The organism is Halanaerobium sehlinense, assembly GCF_055379485.1.
In genome coordinates, this window is sequence record NZ_AP042442.1 from 2,318,410 (window position 1) to 2,333,586 (window position 15,177).

General features: G+C 28.5%; 21 protein-coding genes. 4 read left to right on the top strand and 17 right to left on the bottom strand.

The window, feature by feature from the left end; translation table 11 throughout:
- Positions 1-123: 123 nt before the first annotated feature.
- On the bottom strand, positions 124-486 hold the full coding sequence (locus tag ACZ446_RS11325; RefSeq protein WP_464392659.1) for a hypothetical protein: 363 nt from the start codon (positions 484-486) through the stop codon (positions 124-126).
- Between the two features lie 308 nt (positions 487-794).
- On the opposite strand from ACZ446_RS11325, the gene ACZ446_RS11330 reads away from it, so the two are divergent.
- Positions 795-1,217, top strand: coding sequence for a hypothetical protein (locus ACZ446_RS11330; RefSeq protein WP_464392660.1), 423 nt, complete (start codon positions 795-797; stop codon positions 1,215-1,217).
- 194 nt (positions 1,218-1,411) lie between these two features.
- Here ACZ446_RS11330 and ACZ446_RS11335 read toward each other — a convergent pair whose 3' ends face one another.
- The 9 genes from ACZ446_RS11335 to ACZ446_RS11375 all read right to left on the bottom strand — a co-directional run bounded on the left by ACZ446_RS11335 (position 1,412) and on the right by ACZ446_RS11375 (position 5,591).
- Positions 1,412-1,723: a hypothetical protein gene (locus ACZ446_RS11335; protein ID WP_464392661.1), complete on the bottom strand. Its 312-nt coding sequence runs from the start codon at positions 1,721-1,723 to the stop codon at positions 1,412-1,414.
- A gap of 8 nt (positions 1,724-1,731) precedes the next feature.
- Complete coding sequence (locus ACZ446_RS11340) at positions 1,732-2,037, bottom strand: DUF2958 domain-containing protein (protein WP_464392662.1); 306 nt, start codon at positions 2,035-2,037, stop codon at positions 1,732-1,734.
- Between the two features lie 26 nt (positions 2,038-2,063).
- Entirely contained in the window at positions 2,064-2,519 is a 456-nt protein-coding gene (locus ACZ446_RS11345) for a JAB domain-containing protein (protein WP_464392663.1), read from the bottom strand.
- Positions 2,497-2,784 carry a hypothetical protein gene (locus tag ACZ446_RS11350; protein ID WP_464392664.1) on the bottom strand — a complete coding sequence of 96 codons (288 nt, stop codon included), beginning with the start codon at positions 2,782-2,784 and terminating at the stop codon, positions 2,497-2,499. The genes ACZ446_RS11345 and ACZ446_RS11350 overlap by 23 nt, the downstream gene beginning before the upstream one ends.
- 1 nt (position 2,785) lies before the next feature.
- On the bottom strand, positions 2,786-3,064 hold the full coding sequence (locus tag ACZ446_RS11355) for a hypothetical protein (RefSeq protein ID WP_464392665.1): 279 nt from the start codon (positions 3,062-3,064) through the stop codon (positions 2,786-2,788).
- Between the two features lie 96 nt (positions 3,065-3,160).
- The gene (locus ACZ446_RS11360; protein ID WP_464392666.1) at positions 3,161-3,628 is read right to left on the bottom strand and encodes a hypothetical protein; all 468 of its coding nucleotides are present in this window, start codon (positions 3,626-3,628) and stop codon (positions 3,161-3,163) included.
- A gap of 15 nt (positions 3,629-3,643) precedes the next feature.
- Complete coding sequence (locus ACZ446_RS11365; RefSeq protein WP_464392667.1) at positions 3,644-4,066, bottom strand: JAB domain-containing protein; 423 nt, start codon at positions 4,064-4,066, stop codon at positions 3,644-3,646.
- A gap of 126 nt (positions 4,067-4,192) precedes the next feature.
- A complete protein-coding gene (locus ACZ446_RS11370; RefSeq protein WP_464392668.1) occupies positions 4,193-4,639 on the bottom strand; it encodes a hypothetical protein in 447 nt (148 codons plus the stop codon).
- A gap of 76 nt (positions 4,640-4,715) precedes the next feature.
- Positions 4,716-5,591 (bottom strand): tyrosine-type recombinase/integrase, encoded by an 876-nt coding sequence (locus ACZ446_RS11375; protein ID WP_464392669.1) that lies wholly within the window; start codon positions 5,589-5,591, stop codon positions 4,716-4,718.
- Positions 5,592-6,161: 570 nt separating this feature from the next.
- On the opposite strand from ACZ446_RS11375, the gene ACZ446_RS11380 reads away from it, so the two are divergent.
- The 3 genes from ACZ446_RS11380 to ACZ446_RS11390 are packed head-to-tail and all read left to right on the top strand — an operon-like array spanning position 6,162 to position 8,961.
- Positions 6,162-6,818, top strand: a complete 657-nt coding sequence (locus tag ACZ446_RS11380; RefSeq protein ID WP_464392670.1) for a hypothetical protein — start codon at positions 6,162-6,164, stop codon at positions 6,816-6,818.
- A 9-nt stretch (positions 6,819-6,827) separates the two neighbouring features.
- Positions 6,828-8,015, top strand: coding sequence for a hypothetical protein (locus tag ACZ446_RS11385; RefSeq protein ID WP_464392671.1), 1,188 nt, complete (start codon positions 6,828-6,830; stop codon positions 8,013-8,015).
- A 4-nt stretch (positions 8,016-8,019) separates the two neighbouring features.
- A complete protein-coding gene (locus ACZ446_RS11390) occupies positions 8,020-8,961 on the top strand; it encodes a hypothetical protein (RefSeq protein WP_464392672.1) in 942 nt (313 codons plus the stop codon).
- Here the strand turns inward: ACZ446_RS11390 and ACZ446_RS11395 are convergent.
- The 7 genes from ACZ446_RS11395 to ACZ446_RS11425 form a co-directional block, all read right to left on the bottom strand.
- The gene (locus tag ACZ446_RS11395) at positions 8,930-9,727 is read right to left on the bottom strand and encodes a DNA-methyltransferase (RefSeq protein ID WP_464392673.1); all 798 of its coding nucleotides are present in this window, start codon (positions 9,725-9,727) and stop codon (positions 8,930-8,932) included. The two genes, ACZ446_RS11390 and ACZ446_RS11395, sit on opposite strands and share 32 nt — an antisense overlap.
- A gap of 14 nt (positions 9,728-9,741) precedes the next feature.
- Positions 9,742-10,857, bottom strand: a complete 1,116-nt coding sequence (locus tag ACZ446_RS11400) for a DNA methyltransferase (RefSeq protein ID WP_464392674.1) — start codon at positions 10,855-10,857, stop codon at positions 9,742-9,744.
- Between the two features lie 335 nt (positions 10,858-11,192).
- Positions 11,193-11,393 (bottom strand): hypothetical protein, encoded by a 201-nt coding sequence (locus ACZ446_RS11405; RefSeq protein ID WP_464392675.1) that lies wholly within the window; start codon positions 11,391-11,393, stop codon positions 11,193-11,195.
- Positions 11,394-11,504: 111 nt separating this feature from the next.
- Positions 11,505-13,271, bottom strand: coding sequence for a GmrSD restriction endonuclease domain-containing protein (locus ACZ446_RS11410; protein ID WP_464392676.1), 1,767 nt, complete (start codon positions 13,269-13,271; stop codon positions 11,505-11,507).
- A complete protein-coding gene (locus ACZ446_RS11415; protein ID WP_464392677.1) occupies positions 13,271-13,582 on the bottom strand; it encodes a hypothetical protein in 312 nt (103 codons plus the stop codon). Before ACZ446_RS11415 ends, ACZ446_RS11410 begins: the two co-directional genes overlap by 1 nt.
- A gap of 449 nt (positions 13,583-14,031) precedes the next feature.
- The gene (locus ACZ446_RS11420) at positions 14,032-14,292 is read right to left on the bottom strand and encodes a hypothetical protein (RefSeq protein WP_464392678.1); all 261 of its coding nucleotides are present in this window, start codon (positions 14,290-14,292) and stop codon (positions 14,032-14,034) included.
- 30 nt (positions 14,293-14,322) lie between these two features.
- A complete protein-coding gene (locus tag ACZ446_RS11425) occupies positions 14,323-15,108 on the bottom strand; it encodes a ParA family protein (RefSeq protein ID WP_464392679.1) in 786 nt (261 codons plus the stop codon).
- Between the last annotated feature and the right edge of the window lie 69 nt (positions 15,109-15,177).

A 15,177-nucleotide genomic window follows, 5' to 3' on the forward strand; every position in this document is an offset into this window, starting at 1 on the left:
TAAGTTATAATTATAAAGTTACTAAATTTTTGAGCTTGTCAGTTAATTAATTTATACTGACAAGCTCATTAAACACTGATTATATTATGCTAAAATAATAAATTTGTATGCAGATACTAAAAATCAGTTAACTATTTGCATAAGCCTATTTTTACCTATTTCTTTCGTAAGAATTTTTAAAATGTGATCTGCTGCTACTTCAAGCTGTTTTAGAACATAAATGTTATTAGACATAATATATCTTTTACCATTATTTAAATTTACGGCATTATAATTATTATTTAATTTATTTATTAATTCAGCTATTAAGATTTGATCATTTAAACTATCAAAATATTGATTTTTTACAACTTTTTTTACTGTTTTTGCATAATAATATAGATTACTTATTTCTACAGGATGATTAATCACCTCTACTAAAGATGAAACAGATTTTTTAATTAGTACAGTATTAATTGAGTTATAACTTTTTACTTGATTCAACATGCTATTTCCTCCTTTATGAAATTATTTTCATTATTATATTTGTATTAATTATATCAGTATATTCTGATATGTCAAGGATTATGCTGATTTTTATGAATCGAATACTTGAAATTTTTATTTCATTATTATATAATAAATTTCAGTTATATTTCAAATATAGTTATTGGATTCTTAGGGTGTTTATATGCACCAGTTTATTTGGTGGTAATTTCTTTGACAATTAACTGAACCAGTCTAATTGCTGTCACATTAGCAATCTAATAAAATATTGGCAAAAAATATTTCATTGAAAAAGGAGGATAAAAATTATGGAATCAATAAAAAAAGAAGAACGCAGAGAAATGGTACAAAAATTTGTGTCTGAGCAAGAATTTTATACAGAGCAAGAATTGACGGATGCAATTAATAATTATTTTAACACTCTAGACAAAAAAACAAGTAAACCAACAATTCACAGAGACCTCGATGCACTCAGTATTGAAAAAAACAAAAAAGGTATCTATAAACCAACTGAAACTACAAAAAAATTAAAATTTAAGAAACGATATGATAAAAGTAAAAATCATATTTTATCAAAAATAACTGAAGATGAATTTGATTTAGAAATTTTAAAAATAGAAGAAGGATATACTGAGGTTGTTGCCTTTGAATTAGTAAAGGCAAAAGAAGAAGTATTTGCTACTTTTGTTAGTGGTAATAATATATTAGTGGTTAAAACAAATAAAAAATAAACATTTTAATCCTGTTCAGTATAAGATCAACTGAACAGGATTTTTATTAATTAAAGATATTTATCTGGAACTAATTTTAATAATTCATCTACACTAACATTATTTTTAGATGCCACTATATTTGAAGCATCAGCTGCAGATAAATGTTTTTCTATTATAAGTTTAATGACTAAATAAAGTAACCAAGCTCAATTTTAGCCTCCTCTCCAGTGTTTAACTTTTCCATCTTTTAAGAAGTGGATATTTTCTTTTACTGCATATATCTCAACTTTTTCTTCCCCTACCTTTTTTTCAGCCCTGTTCAACAAATCTTTCAAACCATCTGCTGCTGAATATAGATAGTGGCCCATTGTCACTGAATCGAATTCAGTATTGTAAAAATAGGTGACAAACTCCTTTTTTCTGGCTAGATAAATTAGCAGGTAGTTATCACCTAACGAGTTTTCTGCTCCCATCAAAACTTTGTGTTCTAGTCCTAAATTGCTAACTTTTTTTATCTCTTTCAATTTATCATTTACCTCCTTTTTTCCATTATTTCCTGCCGTATTTCCGACATTGGTTTGGGCTCAAAATGTAGATCCCTTTCAATCCAGAGTTCAAAAACCCGAATACTTTTCATCTCAGAAAGACAAAAGATTCCAATTTCAAGAAAATCACCATCTACAAGTCCCCAGAAATGATCATCACTGTAGCCTGCTGCATACCATGTCCAACTTGACAACGGGTGGAAATATTTTACATATAATATAGGGTCTTCTTTCTGCTTTGCTTCTTCAATTGATGGCATCTTATTTTCTAATTCCTTTGGTAAAAGTTCCATAAAGCCCACCTCCTTTTAATCTCCTATTATTCAATATACCCTTCACTTTTTAAGCTAATATAATTATCATTTGCATTTCCCAAAATCAAATGGTCAAATACATCTATACCAATTATTTTTCCAGATTTCACCAATTTTTCAGTTATGCTGATGTCATCAGCACTAGGTTCAGGCTCCCCTGAAGGATGATTATGTGCGAAAATTACAGCTTTGCTGTTAGTCAGAAGAGCTCTTTTAAATACTTCCCTCGGAGTTACTAGTGCTCCTGAAATCGACCCAACTGAAACTTCAAATACACCTGTAATTTTAGACTTTACATCTAAAGTTATCATCGCAAAAACTTCTTCTGCCCTCTTATCTAGGTTCAAAACTTCTATGAAAACATCTCTTGCTGCAGCTGCACTTCTTATAGTTCTACTTAAATCATATCTACCACCAGATTCTTTTATCACCTGTAAGTTATACTTCTGAATGTTTATCATTTTTTACTGACCTTCCATTTTTAGTAATGTATCCCTCTTCTAAAATTACATCCTCTTTTTGATCCACATCTGTCATCGGACCGTACTGCAATAAAAAGAGGAGTATCTCCAATCTTGTAAGATCAGGATACTCCTCTCGAATTTTAGCTATTATTCTTTCTTCTATTTCTGGCCTAACAATAACTTTATTATTATCGATTTGACTACCTTCAGGAACTTCTTTGAAATTAATACCACAATTGCCATATATTATATCCATTATCATTTTAATTCAGCCCCTTTACTAATAATTCTTTAATAGTATCCAACATTGATATTTTTATTCCTGATATTATCCAATCCACATCTTTGATTTCATTGTAATATTCAAAGATAGATTCGAACACAATTAAGGCCCAGGCAGGATAATTCTCAGCAATCATCTCGTAAGCAATAATCTTTCCATCATTGCTCAAAAATGCTCTGTGTATTTTACTTCCCTGGTCAATTTCAATATCAACTAATGCCGTCTTCCCGTCGTTATATTCATCTATATCTATGAACATCTATTTTCCTCCTAACTTTTGATTAAGCAATTAATTTTTTCACTTTATTTCTAATTGAAGTTTCGCAAATATATTTTACCGGCATAATCACAGCTTTTATTTTTCATTATTTAATACAAATAATGGGGACTCAGTATTTTTGATTCTATATTCATTGCCTAAGCTCAATAAATATTCATATTCCCTGTCGAAGATGGCCAATTTCTTGCTCTCCAGTTTCATTAACTTAACTTCTTCTTTTTTACCTCTGTTTAAATAAAATGGGGTACTTTCCACCTCTAAATTGGCCTCATCTAATTTATCAGTTATAATTCTAGTGTCTAGACTATCCTCACTAAATTGATCACCATCTTTAGTTATTGAAATTACACCCTCAAATTCCAGCGGAATATCCGTTGTAGTAATATAACTGTTGTACTTATCGAAGAAATTCATGTATTCCTCTCCCTTAAGGTTTATCATTACGTAAGTGTTAGTTATGTTGTAACTTTCGTTATCTAGATTTTCAATTATAACCTTTTTGCTTTTTCTAAAAATGCTAGCCAGTTCTTCAGCTTTAGTCATTATAAATAACCTCCTTCAAAATTCAATGTATTTACTACCCTTAAAACTCAAATGATTATCATATTCTGCTATACTTAAATAGTTTAAAAATCGTATACCCATTAATTCAGCTGCTTCTTTTAAATTTTTGGCAAAACGGATTTCTGCAAGTGATGGTTCCGGTAAATCAAACTTGTTTTGAGCAAAGATCAACCTGCTGTTAGGATCTATATTGATTTTGCTGAATATTTCTCCCGGGGCAGCATTCTTAGCATCAAAACTTTGATCTATAATTTTTAATGCAGTTAGCTTTTTATCTGCACTTATAGCTGCAACTGCCAGCATTTTACTATCTCTTCTATCAAAGTGAATTACAGAGCAGAAAAGATGGACTGCTCTTTCTGTGCTGTTGATTTTTCTGTAAGTTCTCATAATCTTATTTTTGTAATTTTTGACCATAATGTTTGCCTCCTTTTTTTATTCCACAAAAGCCGGCTTTACTGGCAAGCCGGCTTATTAGCATCAATTATTATTGATTTAGCAATTTTATTATTATTCCAATTATAATTTCCAAGATTCCACCTCCTAAAAAGGGACCTCTTCATCTGGCATTTGATCATAGTCATCAATATTAATTGCCTCAGCAGCCAGATAGTCTTCAATTTCATCATCATGAATTCCTACTTCTGAGAAAATTGTTAGCATTGATTCATTATCAAAAAGTATACCTATCCTGTAAAATTCCATTCTATTTAGAGAATATTCTTCGACATATTCTAAGGGGAACCCAAATATTCCATCATCTTCATGATTTAAACCTAATATTGAAAGATCTCTTAAGTTATCTCCTGCTTCTAATACTGCTATAAATCCACCAGGCCAATCTAAGCGGAACTGATCCATAGTTTCATCTCGACCAAGAGCTTCATACAGTTGCACTAAATAATCATCAATCCAGTCTAAATACTCATCTGGCAGTGCATAGGTGTTTCGTAAAAGTTCAATATCTTCTTTAGTTTTAATTATTCTCATTTTTCTCTACCTCCTAAGTTTTTTGAAATCAAAAAAGAGATACCCCCAATTAAGGAAGTACCTCGGATTGAAATTATTACAACAGTGAGACTGCTGCAGCTTTTTCTTCTTTGCTCGTATTCAAATAATATTTATTAGTCGTTTCAATACTGTTATGGCCAGCCAGGGCTGAGATGGTTGATATATCAACTCCCTTGGCAAGCAAAAGAGTAAAAGTTGTGTGGCGAAATTTATGTGGATTCAACTTAAAATCAAGATCTTTTCCTATTTTTCTCAATACATAATTTACTGTATCTCGATGCATTTTTGGACTTCTTTCTGTCAATAGCAAATACTGACTATCTTCAGCATGCTTATTTTCTTTCCTCTCTTTATTAAGATAACTTTTTAATACTTTTTTTAGTTTTTGATTCAGAGGGATTTCTCGATATTTATTACCCTTACCAATAATTTTTAGCTCACCAGTTAGTAAATCAAAATCAGGAATCCTAATATTTACCAGTTCACTAACTCTAACCCCAGTATATAATAGTAAATACACAATCAGCTTATTGCGCAGAGTAACTTCTTCTTTATTAACTGCAGACAATATTTTCTCCAATTCTTCATTGCTGTATACGTCTACATTATTTTCGCTACCACCAGCAATTTTAATCCTATCTTTTCCTGGCTTAATTACTCTTTCAAGATTAATTTCTTTCTCAATCAAAAAATCATTAAAAGACCTTAAAGAATTGATTTTTTTATTTATAGTAACCACAGCAAGCCCAGAATTCATTATTTCTACTTTGTAATTTAAAATATGTTCTCTACTTATTTCACCTAGATTAATATTTCTTTCTGTGATCCAGCTTAGAAATTGACCTATATCCAGTGAGTAGTTTTCAATAGTCTTTTTGCTTTTACCATCCAATCTTAACCACTGCTTAAAATCTTCTAAAACTTTTTCCACATACATCATCTCCTTTTTTCAAAGTAAAATAGAAAAGCTCCCCGAAGGGAGCTGTAAGCTATAATGATAATCTATTATCATTTTTATAATATAGATTTATTTTCTTTTTTATCTCGGTTAGTAGGATTCACTGCATAATATAAATAATGCAGTGAATTAGAGATTACAAAAAACGCTGAATTTGTTGTTATTACAATTAGTTTATGTATACCGTATACATCTACATTTTAATGCAGTGAGTTTACTCGATTTAATGCAGTGAATATATTTATACTTCTAAATTATTTTTTGATCAACTCCGAAAACAACTTTAATATGCACATCTAAAATATTTTATTCTTAGATTACCGTCATTTTCAAACTCAGGATATTAAATATTTCGACTGCAATAGCTGCATTTACCAAGAATTTATCATATAATTATCTGAGCAAAAATTTTTTTTAAGTTGATCAATAACCTTAAAAAGTATCTACTTACATTTATTGATTTTTTTAAAAATTATACTTATAATAATTAAAAAGCAGGAAAATTACTATTTATATTCAAATATATATATAACACTTTATGAATTGGGAGGGGTTATTATAGCTTTTTCTTTAGATTATAACTTTTGTGAAAAATGCCATATCAAATCACCACCATGTTTAATAAATAAAATACCAATAAGCAAAAAAAATATTAAAAATATTTTTTTAGATTCACTTTCAAAAACAGGTGCTAGAAAAGTTTTTGTTTGTCCTACTAAAGCCCAAAAAATAGATCAAAATGAAAAAATGATAATAAACCAAAGTAAATGTTTAAATTGTAATTTATGTTATTATCTCTGTGTTAATAATAAAACCATCTCAAATAATATTATTAATATAACAAAATTAGAAAAATTTATGTTTAATTCATTAGACTATATGTCTTTTATATTAAATACCTATTCTAATAATGAAATTACTTTCTTTTCTGAAGTGAAAACTAAAGGTCATTCTAGAAATAAAAGAATAGATATTGTAGCATTTAACAATAATAAAATTTATTTAATAAAAGTTATTAATGATAAAAAGAATATACCTTATTATGAACGTTCTTACATTAAAATTAAGGGAAATTTGTCCATTAATAATGAAAATATTAATATCTATCTATTAACAAAGTTTAAAACTCTAAGTGAAATAAATCCAAAAAAATCTGAGCGTTTAATAAATTTAAAAGAATTAATAAAAAAAATAAAATGAGGTGAATTTATGGCTCTATTATTAAATAGAAAATATGGAAGTAGATTAGAATGTTTATATTATATTTTAAAATCTAGGTATAATAAATTTGGGAAAAGTAATTTTAGATTGCAAGATTTAAAATTTGATGAAAATGATGAAAATAATGTTCATCAATATTGCAACATGTTAAAAGAAAATTTAGGAATTAAATATTGTCCTTTTTTGAATAGTCCATTAGATGATTCAAAATGTTACGCTACACAATCTAAGAAAAGCGACAGTACTAAATCAAAAGCTGTGAGTGATACTGGAGGTTCTCTTGAAGCTTTAGGTTTTATAGAACGATTAAATAACGATAACTTTAAAATAACAAATATAGGAGAAGAATGGTGCAAAACTGAATTTGGAACGAAACAATGGGAAAAAATTGCTCTTGAAGGTGTTTTATCATATGGAGTTGTTTTAGGATTTTTACACAAGGCAAATCAATTACCAGGAGATACATTTAATTATTTAGATATTTCAATAGGTTATCCTGGAATTGAGGAAACAGCAAAATGGAAAGGAAAAACTGTTACTTTATCTACTGACAGTAAAAGAGATAGTGAAACTAGAGCAAGATCAAGAATTATTAGTTGGTTATTAAGTGTGGGTTTGTTGGATACTGAAAAAAAGGTAGATAATAATAATTTATACCATTTAAAATATAGAGATATTGTTAATGCTCCCAGGTTAAGCATTCGAAAATACAGAAAAAATGATTTATTCAAAAAAATTATGAATAAAAAGATATATGTAAAAAATCCATTAAGTTATCAGCGTTTAAATAAAAATGTTGGCTCTTTAAGAGAGCATGGAAGTAAAATGGTGAGAGAAGCGACATTAAAGTATAATGATAGAATTTTAAATAGAAGATATCTAATAGTTTTTTTATTAAATAAGGCTAGCAAAAAAGAAAAGAATTTGAATATATTAAATGTAATTGAAGAAATGAAAAAATACAGTGAAAAATTTTTTATTTATCCAAATTTAAACAACATTAATGAAATAATCTTATATGAAAGTGATATTGCATTTATAGTAGGATTACCCTATAAAGTAAAAGATAATTCAATACTTATACCACAAACAAAAATAAATGAAGATGTTTTATCTCAAGGAGCACCTATTGAAGTGAAAAATATAGCTAATAAAATATGGAGTAATTTGGAGTGATTTAATGATAAATACTTACATATACAAAAAATATAATGATATATTTAATTTTGTAGATAATGTTCCCAATTCAAAAAAAAATAAAATTTGTATTCCAATTAAATGTCATGGTTTACAAATGAAAAATGAATTAAAATTTAATGATTATTGTTTTGGTTGCTTATCATGTATCTTAAATAATCCAAAACTTAAAAATAAGTTTTTTGAAAAATGGGAATCTGATTTAAATTATTACAAAAAAAATAGTTTTTTTAATGGGGAATTAATAGATCCATTTGAAGGTCCTGTAATCTTAAATAGAAATAAGGGTTATAAAAACCTTAAAGAGTTTACCAAAACAAATGAAACAGAAAATATTCAACCCTGGGCAAGTAGTTTGTTAATCGGATCTGCTTTCAATAATGCCCGAATTAGTCTTGAAATTAATATACCTTATGGAAATGATGACAGAGATAAAAGACTAGATATTGGTGCAATTTCAAATAATTACTTTTTAGGATTAGAAGCAAAAACTAGTTTAGAATCTGCAATTAATGAAAATGAAAGATTTATTGAACAATATCTTAAATACTCTGAAAAAATAAAAAAAGCTTGTATCCAAAACAATATAGATCATAATTTATTAATATTATTTGGAGGTAAGGAAAGCGATCTACTACCTCCAAATAATATTAATTCAACTGGCAAAATTGGAAATTTATCTGAGAGATTTTATGACATAATTAAAAAACATAAGATCAAATTTATATCAGCCAATGCTTTGTGGGGATTAAGTTTATATAATTTAATATTAGGTCCAAATTTTTCCTGGGATATTTTTATTAAGAATATATTTAATAATAATACTTTTGGCCTAATATCAGCTGGTAAAATAATTAATACTGATAACAAATTTGAAGTAGCTTCAATAAATACTAAAGATCTTCAAATAAAGACTTGTTTTTGATTTTATTTTCTATTAAATCTCTATAATCTTCGTTGATTTCATAACCTATGAAATCTCTTCCTAATTCTAAAGCAGCTTGAGCAGTAGTCCCGCTTCCTAAGAAAGGATCTAATACTGTATCGCCCCAAAAACTAAATAATTTTATTAATCTATGTGGTAATTCTTTGGGAAATGGAGCCGGATGATTTTCTGATTTAGCACTTGCAGGTTGCATTTCCCATATCGAATCAATAGCCCAATTTTGCCATTCTTCTTTGGTTATTTTTGACTTTTCTTTTATTTCCTTAGGAACACCATGACGTTTACCTTTTTTTGAGAAAACTATAATCCACTCATATGGATATGTTGAAAATAAATTTGGTGGATATGGATAACTACCAAACGAACTAAACCTTGCAATTTTTCTTTTATCCCAAATAAATAAAGCATGAGTAAACATTTTTTCAGTATCAAACATATAATGTTCAATATCTGTTATAACAGTTCTAGTTACTCTTCTATTAAAATGAGTTTCTTCCCCTGATTGAAGTAAAGGCATAATATTTATACATAACTTACCATCAGGTGCTAAAACTCTTATACATTCATCCCATACTTTGTTTAATTCTTTTATATACCCCTCATATGATTCAGAATTAAACCCGATCTGGTCCTCTGTATCATAATCTTTTAAATTTCCATATGGAGGACTAGTAATAATTAAATTCACACTATTATCTTCAACTTCCTTCATATTTCTACTATCTTTATAAAAAATATCTGGCATATTAAAATCTCCCTTTATAATCCTTTTTTCTTATCCCAAACAACTATTTGCTCTTTTCTTTTTGTATTGTTTAATTCATCGAATACTTGGCTTGAAGAACCAGTATATCCTCTTTCGACTATATAAGATGGTTTTCTTTTGTGTAACTTTGAAAAGAATTCTCCTCCATTAATTTTTTTACTCCTGATTTTTTTATCTCCAACTACAAAAAATATCAATGCATTATCTTTTGTCACTCTTTCAATTTCTACCATAACTTTTTTCATTTGTTCCTCATAATCACTCAAATTTTGAATTAAATCTTCTTTAATATCTTTCCTATCAACCTCATGTATTTCATATATAATTTTTGCATAATATGCTGTGTAGTCCAATGAATTAAAATAAGGTGGGCTAGTAAATACAAAATCAATTGAGTTTTCCTCTATAAAATCAGAAAGATTTAAAGAATTTTTGTTATAAATAAAGGCATTCTTAGAAGATTGATTCATCATAAAATGCTTTTTACATTTATTTCTGAATTTATCATAAAAACAAATATACCTTTTAGGATTTATATCTTTCCCAACTGTGCTAGAAGTCCATTTATATCTATTACACCCTCTAGCAGTCAAAGCTATGGCTCCATAATATGCAGATTTCAAATAATCATTCATTTCATTAAAATGATTTTTAATACTCATTATTTCTTTAGCAGTATCTTCATGAAAGTGAGATAAAGGACTTACAGGCATTTCTTTAATATTACCATTTTCTAAATCACTCTGTGCTTTATTAATTAGTTCTTCACTTTTATTGATAACATATTCTTTATCAACATTTGTATTCACTTTAGCATTTGAAATAGTATATGCTAGTGGATTTAATTCAACACCATAAGTCTCCATACCATGCTTTTGTGCTTCATATAAAATTGTCCCAGAACCACAAAAAGGATCTAATATTTTTTTATTTTTAGGTAATTGAGTAATTATCTGTTCAGCATCAAAAGGCGACATTTTCCCTCTGTAAGGATAAATACCATGAATCGATTTAGGATTATTGACACTTTCTAGTTCTTTAAATCTTATTTTATAATCACTTCTATATATTGCTTCTTTTGATTCACTCAAATCTTTTGTTTTAACCATAAAAATCTCCTTTCATTTGAACTCTTTAATAAACAACGTAAATTATTATAACATAATAAAATAAAAACTCAAAATTAGTTGAGCTTTATAAATGTTAACTTCATCGCTTATTAACAATTCTTAGAAAAAAATATATTCATTTTATTTTTTCTTCTGGTAAATTGATTTCATATTACTTATATTCTTTACCTCTATTATTATATTCTACACAAACTTACGTTCTCCTGTTTAGTTTTATATATTTTTTTAAAAATAATTATTTTTCCACCAGGTAAATAATTTTTTTTAATACTACCTATTAGTAGCTTTATTTATCTGTACCAATAACATCTATTTCATTTATTATTCTTTAATTCATTAAGATCAATATTTTTTTTAGCACCCTTAATCTTTATTATAATTTCTTCAAGATCATTTTCGAAAAAATAATTATTACTCAGCCAATTATAAAAATTTTCATCTTCCAATCCTTCTTCATTAATTTCTAATAAAATTTTATATAATTCATTAATTAATTTCTTTTGATAATCAGTCATTAATATCACCTCTATAAATTATTGAAATTATTAAATAATTTCTTTTATTACTGACTCATAAATTATAATCGCTTTACTTAAACTCCATTTTTAAACCTATTAAATAACTATTTATCTATTAATAAATTCACTAAATTCTGCTCTTAATTTCTCTGCTATTAATTTTTCTCTTTCCTCAAAAAACTCTATAAAATTATCAAAAGATAAATCAACATCAGGAATATAGTGTCTTTTTTTATACATTCTAATTTCTTCTTCACCATCAAAGTTGTCATTTAACCAAACTTCAAATTCTTTATTATTCTTCTCTTGATTTTCTTTACCTTCAAGCAATTGTAAATTACCCAGTAAATTATACTTGTCTCTGTACTTTTCATATTTGCTCACATTATAGTTTCTATCTTTTAAATTACTCTTTTTGAATAATGAACTTGGAAAAATATGATCTTGATGAAATTTATTATTAAAATCCAGAGTAGGATATAATATTGATAAAATAGAAAATGTATAACTTCCATGATAAGGATTATCTAACAATCCATCAATTTCTTCTTCTTCAAATCTAAATACTCTACCTATTCTATTTAATTTTTTAATTATCTTATCAACTGGGAATTCATCTAAATCATCTTCTTGCAATGACTCACGTACATTACGCAATACATTATCTGATCCACTACTAAATGTTCTTTTTAATATTGCTATATTTAACCACTGCTTAATAGTCTTCCTATCTTCTTTATACCTACTGCTATCAATAAAACCTTTTGGAAAATCTTTTTTCAATAAATAATATGCAATAGGTATAATAGAGTTACTGGAAGTTAAGGTTTTTCCGTGAAAACCAAATCTTGAAATTAAATTTATTGTCATTCTGATCGCCCTACTAATATTATCCCATTCTTTTTCTATTTTAATCATATTTTCATGGTTAAAATTTTCCACCTTAAATCTAACATCTTCTATATCAGCTAAAACTAGTGCAGCTTTTAAAACAAATCTCTTCTTAAAGTCAAAGCCTCCACCTATTTTATTAATTTCTTCTACAAAAGAATAAATAACTTCTCTGGCATCTTTTTCTTCCCATTGAGAAGTAGCAATAGATAACAATAAATCAGGATAACTTAATTGTGTGCCACCCCGGTTCACCCTAATAAAAATATCAAGAACTTTTTCTATATCTTGTTCTTTTTCTAAAAAGAAATTAATATATTCTTTTTCATGAACAGTTCTGTAAAGATTGTGCAAAATTTTATATGCAAGATCACGAATTTCTTTATCATATTCCATTATTCCATTTTCACTTAAAAACTGATATGTTTGGTGACCATCTTCAAAGTTTAATATATTTTCAACTTTAAACCAAAATATATTGTCATTTTCTTTTTCACTTTCTAATTCTTTTTCCCTCATAAATTTAAAATCATACTCTAAATCATATTCATCTGATTTTGATAAAACATTTAAATATAATTCTTTTTCTGGGAAAGCATGATCACTTGTCCACTGATAATATTTTAGCTTGGTGGCATAACTTCCCTTTAAACCAATATATATTGAATTTAATCTTTGCTGTCCATCTAAAATAGCAGTAACATCTCCAGATTGACCGGTAAGATTAATCTTTTCATTATGTTTATTATCTCTTTCATGGTATGTTCTCAAAAAACTATAGAATTTAAACTCATCTTTATTTTCTTCTTCTATTTCCCAAAATAGAAATGAGCCTATAGGGTATCCTCTCATCAAAGAATCAAATAGTTTGATAATTTGATTCTCACTCCAAACAAATTCTCTTTGAATAGCTGGCAAGACATAATCATTTGTAGTAATATTACTAACTACTTCTTTAATAGTAATAGGTTTTTCAAAACTCATTAATATCCCTCCTCAAAAACTTCCACTACCACTGACTCAGGAACCCACATATACTCAATACCTTCATCATTAATTGGGAACTCAAAATAGTACCAGTTGCCCTCTAAATCAGTTTTGTATTGATCACTACCTTCTAGCCCCTCCAACCATTGTTCTTCTGCTATAACTAGCTCATCTTCATTATTAACAGGATCTTCCGGCAATCCTTCTCTTATAATTTTTAATTTATATTCTCCCTCAGGAAAGTTAAATCCACTATTCAGATAATTTTTTGCTGTATAATAATTACCAGCTCTATAATTTAAACTCATAATAACACCATCCTTAGAATTTTTATTTTTTATTGTACCAATAATATAATTCTTGAAATACCTACTAAACCCTTTTTATTACAAAGTTATATTGTGAATTATAAACACTAAAAAGCCAGCATAGTTTGTACTGTGGGTGCTGAACATAGTCTAATCAGTAGTTTTGATCATAAATTATTTATAACCAATAATATTTTAATCCTACATAAAGAAGATAACCCAACCAGAGAGTATCCTTTCACTTTAATGATATATATCTGATTTTTGAGTAGAAACCTTTTTGAGTCAGCTTTTTTCTTCTCAGAATCGCAGCACTTGCGAAATCCCAGCTGAACTCCAATTGTGTTTTAGCTTCTTTTTTGACTTAGCTAGCATTTTAGGGCTTCTTTTTCTGAACACAAAAAAACCCATGCCCTCATCAAAAAGGCATAGGTCATTAGTAGTTTTACTTAGTCCAGATGTTTTGCGATGTAGTGCTTGATTGCCAGATTCACAAGCTGAGTGTAGCTTTCGATCACATTTTTATCTTTCAGCAGCTCCATCTTCTCTCTGACTGGCTTTTCCAGGTAGGTTGTAACCCTGGTGTGAACCTCATCAAAGCTTTTCTTTTCTCTTCGCTTTTTTAGTTTCTCCTTCAAATCTAGCTCTTTTTCCTTGGCTTTCGACTTCTTTTTCAACTCTGGTTTATTTACCTTCACTTTTTTAGGCATCAAAAATCCCCCTTAGAATTTTAGTTTCACCTACTGCAGCCACTGGATCATCTCTTCAATCACTCTTTCAAATTGACTCAATGTTCTAGCTCTCCATGGTAGATCTCTCATTGTTTCTTGATTGAATTGTGCATTAGGAATTGCTGTATCTACTCCGATGTATTCTTCAAAGAAGAGATCCGGGTAGGTTCTTCTGTACTCTGCAAGCATTCTTTCAGTCAGATTTCTTCTCATATCCACTTTGTTAGCCACAATCCCCAGAACTTCTAGCTTAGTTTCTGTCTCCAGCTGCAGTTGTTTTATTTCTAGCAGGAAACTGATCAGGTTCTTTAGTGAAAGCTGCTGTGCTTCTGCAATGATTAGCAACTCATCACTGACAATGTAACCAGCTCTGGAAAGCTCAGTCAGACTCGGTGGATGGTCCAAGAGAACAAAATCATAGGTCTCCTTCAGCTTCTCTACTATTTCTGCCAGAATATTGCTGACACCTGTCTGTATTTCATCTACTCTAGCTGAACCAGGTATGATTTTCTTGTCTCCTTTGCCGGGCAGTTCAGTTACTACTTCTTCCAATGCTTTCTGGCCGGTGAGCAGATCGAAAAGATTACTATCTTCATTCTGGCTCAAGTTGATGTCAGTCAAATCAGTCTGTGAATCAAGGTCTAGCATTACTACTGAGTAACCTGCATTGGCTAGTTCCTCTGCCATGACTGTGGTCAGAGTAGTTTTTCCAACTCCACCTTTCCTGTTAGAAATACTTATTATTTTTGGACCGAAATCACTTTCAGCTTTAGTTGTTATTATTCTTTTAGGCACTACTATTCCTCCTCTCCCTACGTAGAAAGTTTACGTATACTGTTTACATCTACGTTTACTTTATTATGT